Source organism: Rhizobacter sp. P2_H2, from assembly GCF_056403375.1.
This window is the reverse complement of record NZ_JBFUFP010000219.1, coordinates 1-6,662: the sequence shown is the minus strand read 5'-3', so window position 1 is coordinate 6,662 and position 6,662 is coordinate 1. Positions and strand designations below refer to the sequence as shown.

Annotated in this window: 9 protein-coding genes; 7 read left to right on the top strand and 2 right to left on the bottom strand. The window is 68.5% G+C overall.

The features are described 5' to 3' along the window. Nucleotides 1–241, top strand: a 241-nt coding sequence (locus tag AC1D15_RS13730; RefSeq protein ID WP_477826415.1) for a helix-turn-helix domain-containing protein, incomplete at its 5' end; no start/stop codon positions are given. Here the strand turns inward: AC1D15_RS13730 and AC1D15_RS13725 are convergent. Together AC1D15_RS13725 and AC1D15_RS13720 are read right to left on the bottom strand one after the other, a co-directional pair. Then, on the bottom strand, nt 177–950 hold the full coding sequence (locus AC1D15_RS13725; RefSeq protein WP_477826414.1) for a tetratricopeptide repeat protein: 774 nt from the start codon (nt 948–950) through the stop codon (nt 177–179). The genes AC1D15_RS13730 and AC1D15_RS13725 overlap by 65 nt on opposite strands. Before the next feature lie 15 nt (nt 951–965). Further along, nucleotides 966–1,667, bottom strand: a complete 702-nt coding sequence (locus AC1D15_RS13720) for a TetR/AcrR family transcriptional regulator (RefSeq protein ID WP_465114842.1) — start codon at nt 1,665–1,667, stop codon at nt 966–968. A 138-nt stretch (nt 1,668–1,805) separates the two neighbouring features. Between AC1D15_RS13720 and AC1D15_RS13715 the strand changes: the two genes are divergently transcribed. From AC1D15_RS13715 to hisD, 6 genes are all read left to right on the top strand, one after another. Beyond that, the gene (locus AC1D15_RS13715; RefSeq protein WP_477826413.1) at nt 1,806–2,729 is read left to right on the top strand and encodes an ABC transporter ATP-binding protein; all 924 of its coding nucleotides are present in this window, start codon (nt 1,806–1,808) and stop codon (nt 2,727–2,729) included. Beyond that, nucleotides 2,726–3,502, top strand: coding sequence for an ABC transporter permease (locus tag AC1D15_RS13710; protein WP_477826412.1), 777 nt, complete (start codon nt 2,726–2,728; stop codon nt 3,500–3,502). The genes AC1D15_RS13715 and AC1D15_RS13710 overlap by 4 nt, the downstream gene beginning before the upstream one ends. Nucleotides 3,503–3,554: 52 nt before the next feature. After that, on the top strand, nt 3,555–3,827 hold the full coding sequence (locus AC1D15_RS13705; protein ID WP_477826411.1) for a BolA family protein: 273 nt from the start codon (nt 3,555–3,557) through the stop codon (nt 3,825–3,827). An 81-nt stretch (nt 3,828–3,908) separates the two neighbouring features. Then, nucleotides 3,909–5,168 (top strand): UDP-N-acetylglucosamine 1-carboxyvinyltransferase, encoded by a 1,260-nt coding sequence (gene murA, locus AC1D15_RS13700; protein WP_477826410.1) that lies wholly within the window; start codon nt 3,909–3,911, stop codon nt 5,166–5,168. Continuing rightward, the gene (gene hisG, locus AC1D15_RS13695) at nt 5,168–5,812 is read left to right on the top strand and encodes an ATP phosphoribosyltransferase (RefSeq protein WP_047506435.1); all 645 of its coding nucleotides are present in this window, start codon (nt 5,168–5,170) and stop codon (nt 5,810–5,812) included. The genes murA and hisG overlap by 1 nt, the downstream gene beginning before the upstream one ends. Then, the coding region (gene hisD, locus AC1D15_RS13690; protein WP_477826409.1) for a histidinol dehydrogenase at nt 5,809–6,662 on the top strand (854 nt) is incomplete at its 3' end. The genes hisG and hisD, both read left to right, overlap by 4 nt.

Below are 6,662 nucleotides of genomic sequence, written 5' to 3'. Positions count from 1 at the left end.
GCTGCGGATCACGCAGCAGGAGTTGGGCTACCTGGTGGGGTTGTCGCGGCAGCGGGTCAACGAGGCGCTGCATGCGCTGCAGGCCGAGGGGCTGATCCGCATCGAATACGGCGGGCTGCGGGTGATCGACCTCGAAGGATTGCGGCGGCGCCTGCAGCGTTCCGCCGATGCGGGCGCTACTCCTCCAGCTCCGCCTTCGCCATCTCCACGTCCAGCCGCTCCATCGCATCTGCCGGATTGAACGCGGCCGCGTCGGCATACAGCTGCTCGGCCTCCTTCATCTTCTTGTCGCCCTCGAGCATCACCAGGCCGTTCGCGTACTCCACCATCGCGATCGCCGAATCCGGGTTCAGCTTCAGCGCGGTCTTGAAGGCTGCCAGGCCCGCCTCCTTGCTGGCCCCCTGCGTGCGGCCGAGCAGCGAGCCCACCTTGTCGATCACCTCGGCGTGGAAGGTGCCGAGGCCGATGTGCGCATCGGCATGCTTGGGCTGCAGCTTGATCGCCGTCTCCAGCGCGCCCTTGACCTTGCTGCCCAGCCCCTGGGCCAGCGCCTTCGCGACGCTGATGCCCTGGCTGTAGCGGCCCAGCGCATAGGCCGACAGGTACCAGGCGTTCGCGTTCTTCGGGTCCTCGGCGGCCTGCGCCTCGGCGCGCTCGGCGACCTCCTGGAACAGCGCGAGCTTGGTCTTCTCGTTCGTCTCCAGGTAGTTCGCGTAGATCGCCTGCGCCTTGTTCGCGACCGTGATGCCGGCGCCGCCCGCCTTCAGCCCGGCCYCAGTCGCCTTCTGGAACTCGCCGGCGTGGAACAGCGCCCACGCGGCCAGCACCTTGTCGTCCTTCGGCAGCGGCTCGGCATCGCCGGCATGCAGCCGCGCCCACTTCTTCTTCAGGCTCGCGGCGTCCAAGCTGTACTCGGCGGCGTCGTACGGGAAAGCGGTCCACTTGGCCATGGTTGTCTCCTGGGGTCAGCGCTTGGGCAGCGCATTCTGGTAATTGCCGACCAGCGCGAGCAGGTGCTCGCGCGCGGCGGCGTCGAGGTAAGGCGTCAGCAGGCTCAGCACATGGAAGGCGCCGCGCAGCAACGCGGCACCGGCGCTCTCGGGCTCGAGCGCATGGCGCGGGTCGCGCACGTACTCGTAGCTCAGCCAGTAGGTCAGCACGACCACCATCGCGGTCGCGACCGGCTCGGTCTCGCGGGCGTCGAGGCCGGACCGGCCGGACTTCGCGATGGCACCACCGCGCGCCAGGCCGTCGAGCACCGCACGCACCGCGCGCGACTTCTCGTCGAGGATCTTCTGGAACTGCGTTTCCAGCCGGCGGTTCTTCGACAGCAGGTCGTTCAGGTCGCGGTACAGGAAGCGGTACTGCCAGATCAGCTCGAACAGCATGTGGAAGAACAGCCACGCGTCCTCGACGTGGCGCACGTCGTCGGCCGCGCGCAGCAGCGTGAGCAGCGATTGCTCGTAGCGGCCGAACAGCGTGTTGATCAGCTCGTCCTTCGCCGGGTAGTGGTAGTACAGGTTCCCGGGACTGATCTTCAGCTCGGCCGAGATCAGCGTCGTCGAGACGTTCGGTTCGCCGAAGCGGTTGAACAGGTCGAGTGCGACCTCGAGGATGCGCTCGGCCGTGCGGCGCGGCGGCTTCGGGTCTTTCGAGGCGGTGGCCATCGGCGTTGTCGTTCTGGTGGGTGGCAGGTCCCTGGCGCGGGCAATCTAGCACCAAGTCCCGCGCCCACCGGCCGGTATTTGCCCGTGCCAGCAGGAATGACGGCCGCTGCCTACAATCGCCGCCTCTTCCGGAAGAACATGGCAGCCATCTCGTTCCAGCAGGTCAGCAAGACCTACCGCTCCAAGAGCTCGCACAACGAAGTGCGAGCCTTGTCCGAAGTCAGCATGGACATCGAGCCCGGCGAGTTCTTCGGGCTGCTCGGGCCCAACGGCGCCGGCAAGACCACGCTGATCAGCATCCTCGCCGGCCTGTCGCAGGCGTCCAGCGGGCGGGTGCTGGTGCATGGCCATGATGTCGTCACCGACTATGCCGCCGCGCGCCGCAGCCTGGGCATCGTGCCGCAGGAGCTGGTCTTCGACCCGTTCTTCACGGTGCGCGAGGCGCTGGTGATCCAGAGCGGCTACTTCGGCGTGCGCGGCAACGACGCCTGGATCGACGAGCTGCTGCACAACCTCGGTCTTGCCGACAAGGCGAACGCCAACATGCGCCAGCTGTCGGGCGGCATGAAGCGCCGCGTGCTGGTCGCGCAGGCGCTGGTGCACCGCCCGCCGGTGATCGTGCTCGACGAGCCSACCGCCGGYGTCGACGTCGAGCTGCGCCAGACGCTGTGKCACTTCATCGCGCGCCTCAACAAGGAAGGCCACACGGTGCTGCTGACCACCCACTACCTCGAAGAGGCCGAGGCGCTGTGCAACCGCATCGCGATGCTGAAGCAGGGCCGCGTGGTGGCGCTGGACCGCACGTCGGCGCTGCTGGCCGGCACCGCGAGCACGATGCTGCGCTTCAAGATGGATGCGCCGCTGCCGGCCTCGCTGGCCGCGCAGTCGCGCGTGACCGGGCGCATCGTGCAGATCAAGGCGCATGACGCGCACGAGGTCGAGACGGTGCTGGGCGTGCTGCGCGCCGCCGGCTGCCAGCCGGAAGACCTGGAGATCGGCCGCGCCGACCTGGAGGACGTGTTCCTCGACATCATGAACGGGCCGGCGGAGGTGAAATCATGAGCGCCACGCCTGGATTGCTGTCGGGCACGCGCACGCTGCTCTACAAGGAGGTGCTGCGTTTCTGGAAGGTCAGCTTCCAGACCGTCGCCGCGCCGGTGCTCACTGCGGTGCTGTACCTGCTGATCTTCGGCCACGCGCTCGAAGACCACGTCAAGGTCTACGGCACCGTCGGCTACACCGCGTTCCTGATCCCCGGCCTCGTGATGATGAGCGTGCTGCAGAACGCGTTCGCCAACAGCAGCTCGTCGCTGATCCAGAGCAAGATCACCGGCAACCTGGTGTTCCTGCTGGTCACGCCGCTCAGCCACTGGGCCTGGTYCCTGGCCTACGTGGGTGCGGCCATCGTGCGCGGGCTGGTGGTCGGGCTGGGCGTGCTGCTGGTCACGCTGTGGTTCGCGCCGCTGACGGTCGCGCAGCCGCTGTGGATCCTGGTGTTCGCGATCGCCGGGGCCGCGATGATGGGTGCGCTGGGGCTGGTGGCCGGCCTGTGGGCCGAGAAGTTCGACCAGATCGCCGCGTTCCAGAACTTCATCGTGATGCCGATGACCTTCCTGTCGGGGGTCTTCTACTCGGTGCACTCGCTGCCGCCGCTGTGGCTGAAGGTGAGCCACCTGAATCCGTTCTTCTACATGATCGACGGCTTCCGGCACGGTTTCTTCGGCGTCAGCGACGTGTCGCCGTGGACCAGCCTGGCAGTGGTGGCGGGCAGCCTGGCCGTCGTCTGCGGGCTGTGCCTGCACCTCTTGCGCATCGGCTACAAGATTCGCCACTGAACAACCCGGGTTGGCATCCGGGCTACCGGCCTGGGTGATAATCGCGGTCCTTATGGCCGACCCTACACCCGACGACGTCCAGCGCTTCATCGCGCAAGGGCTCGCCTGCGAGCACTTGCAGGTCGAGGGCGACGGTCGCCACTTCTTCGCCACCATCGTTTCGGCGGAGTTCGAGGGTGCCAGCCGCGTCGCGCGCCACCAGCGCGTCTACCAGGCCCTCGGCGATAGAATGCGCGAGCAAATCCACGCGCTGTCGATGAAGACCCTCACGYCCGCCGAGTGGGCCCACGCTGCCGAGCCCGCCTCGGCCCACCACCACCACTGAACCCAGCCGCAGTGTCCGCTGCGGCTGGCGGGCCTGCGGGTGCAGGTCATTCAGCCGTGTCGGGCCTGGGCGATCCAAGCCATGGACAAACTCCTCATCCGCGGTGGCCGCCAACTGAACGGCGAAGTCACGATCTCCGGGGCCAAGAACGCCGCGCTGCCCGAGCTGTGCGCCGCGCTGCTCACCGCCGAGCCGGTCACGCTGACCAACGTGCCGCGCCTGCAGGACGTGAGCACCACGCTGAAGCTGCTGCGCAACATGGGCGTCAGCGCCGAGCGCAGCGAATCCGCCCCCGACACCGTCGCGCTGAACGCCTCGGCCGTCACCTCGCCCGAAGCCCCCTACGACCTGGTCAAGACGATGCGCGCATCGATCCTGGTGCTGGGCCCGCTGCTGGCGCGCTTCGGCGAGGCCACCGTCTCGCTGCCCGGCGGCTGCGCGATCGGCTCGCGCCCGGTCGACCAGCACATCAAGGGCCTGCAGGCGATGGGCGCCGACATCGTCGTCGAGCACGGCTACATCATCGCGAAGACGAAACGCCTGCGTGGGGCCCGCATCACGACCGACATGGTCACCGTGACCGGCACCGAGAACCTGCTGATGGCCGCCACGCTGGCCGAGGGCGAGACGGTGCTCGAGAACGCCGCCCAGGAGCCGGAGATCCGCGACCTCGCCGAGATGCTGATCGCGATGGGCGCGAAGATCGAAGGCCACGGCGGCAGCAGGATCCGCATCCAGGGCGTCGAGCGGCTGGGGGGCGTGCAACACCGCATCGTCCCCGACCGCATCGAGACCGGCACCTTCCTGTGCGCGGTGGCCGCCACCGGCGGCGATGTCGTGCTGCGCCGCGCCCGTGCCGACCACCTCGACGCGGTGATCGACAAGCTGCGCGAGGCCGGCGTCACGATCGAATCCGGCGCCGACTGGATCCGCGTGAAGAACGCGAAGCGCCCGCGCGCGGTGAGCTTCCGCACCAGCGAGTACCCGGCCTTCCCGACCGACATGCAGGCGCAGTTCATGGCGCTGAACTGCATCGCCGAAGGGCCGGCCAAGGTCACCGAGACGATCTTCGAGAACCGCTTCATGCACGTCAACGAGCTGGTGCGGCTGGGCGCGAAGATCGAGGTCGACGGCCATACGGCGGTGATGAACGGCGTCGAGCGCCTGTCCGGTGCCACCGTGATGGCGACCGACCTGCGTGCCTCCGCCAGCCTCGTGATCGCCGGCCTGGTGGCCGACGGCGAGACGGTGGTCGACCGCATCTACCACCTGGACCGCGGCTACGACCAGATGGAAGCCAAGCTGCGCGGCATCGGCGCCGACATCGAAAGAGTCAAGTGATGCTGACGCTGGCACTGTCCAAGGGACGCATCTTCGACGAGACGCTGCCGCTGCTGAAGGCGGCCGGCATCGAGGTCACCGAAGACCCGGAGAAGTCGCGCAAGCTGATCCTCGGCACCAACCAGCCCGAGGTGCGGGTGGTGCTGGTGCGCGCGACCGACGTGCCGACCTACGTGCAGTACGGCGGCGCCGACCTCGGCGTGGCCGGCAAGGACATCCTGCTGGAGCACGGTGGCCAGGGCCTGTACCAGCCGCTCGACCTGCGCATCGCGAAGTGCCGCATGAGCGTCGCGGTGCGGGCCGATTTCGACTACGCCGCGGCCGTGAAGCAGGGCTCGCGCATCCGCGTCGCCACCAAGTACGTCGGCGTCGCGCGCGACCATTTCGCCGAGAAGGGCGTGCACGTCGACCTGATCAAGCTGTACGGCTCGATGGAGCTCGCGCCGCTGACCGGCTTGGCCGACGCGATCGTCGACCTGGTGTCCACCGGCAGCACGCTGAAGGCCAACCACCTGGTCGAGGTCGAGGAGATCATGCAGATCTCGTCGCGCCTGGTCGTGAACCAGGCGGCGCTGAAGCTCAAGCGCGAGCCCTTGCGCCGCATCATCGATGCATTTTCCACTGCCATAGAGTCCCGACCATGAGCGTGAAGATCCGCCAGCTCACCACCACCGCCGCCGGCTTCGAGGCCGATTTCCAGCGGGTGCTGCATTGGTCGGCGGAAACGGATCATGCGATCGAGGAGCGCGTCGCCGCCATCCTGGCCGACGTGCAGGCGCGCGGCGATGCGGCGGTGCTGGAGTACACGCAGCGCTTCGACGGGCTGACGGCTGCCTCGGTCGCGTCGCTCGAGATCACGCGCGACGAGCTGCAGGCCGCGCTGCAGGCGATCACGCCGGCACAGCGCACAGCGCTCGAAGCGGCGGCGCAGCGCGTGCGCAGCTACCACGAGCGCCAGCTCGACGCCTGCGGCCGCTCGTGGAGCTACCGCGACGAAGACGGCACGCTGCTCGGCCAGAAGGTCACGCCGCTCGACCGCGTCGGCATCTACGTGCCGGGCGGCAAGGCGGCCTACCCGTCCAGCGTGCTGATGAACGCGGTGCCGGCGAAGGTGGCGGGTGTCGGCGAGATCGTGATGGTGGTACCGACCCCGAAGGGCGAGCGCAACGCGATGGTGCTGGCTGCCGCCGCGATCGCCGGCGTCGACCGCGCGTTCACGCTCGGTGGCGCGCAGGCCGTGGCCGCGCTGGCGTACGGCACCGCCACCGTGCCGGCCGTCGACAAGATCACCGGCCCGGGCAACGCCTACGTCGCGAGCGCCAAGCGGCGCGTGTTCGGCAAGGTGGGCATCGACATGATCGCCGGGCCGAGCGAGATCCTGGTGCTGGCCGACGGCAGCACGCCGCCCGACTGGGTCGCGATGGACCTCTTCAGCCAGGCCGAGCACGACGAGCTCGCGCAAAGCATCCTGCTGTGCCCCGATGCGGCCTACAT

What these genes read in the sequence shown, in the direction of transcription:
- AC1D15_RS13720 (WP_465114842.1), bottom strand. Translation starts at nt 1,667, where the DNA reads ATGGCCACCGCCTCGAAAGACCCGAAGCCGCCGCGCCGCACGGCCGAG.
- murA (WP_477826410.1), top strand. Translation starts at nt 3,909, where the DNA reads ATGGACAAACTCCTCATCCGCGGTGGCCGCCAACTGAACGGCGAAGTC.
- hisG (WP_047506435.1), top strand. Translation starts at nt 5,168, where the DNA reads ATGCTGACGCTGGCACTGTCCAAGGGACGCATCTTCGACGAGACGCTG.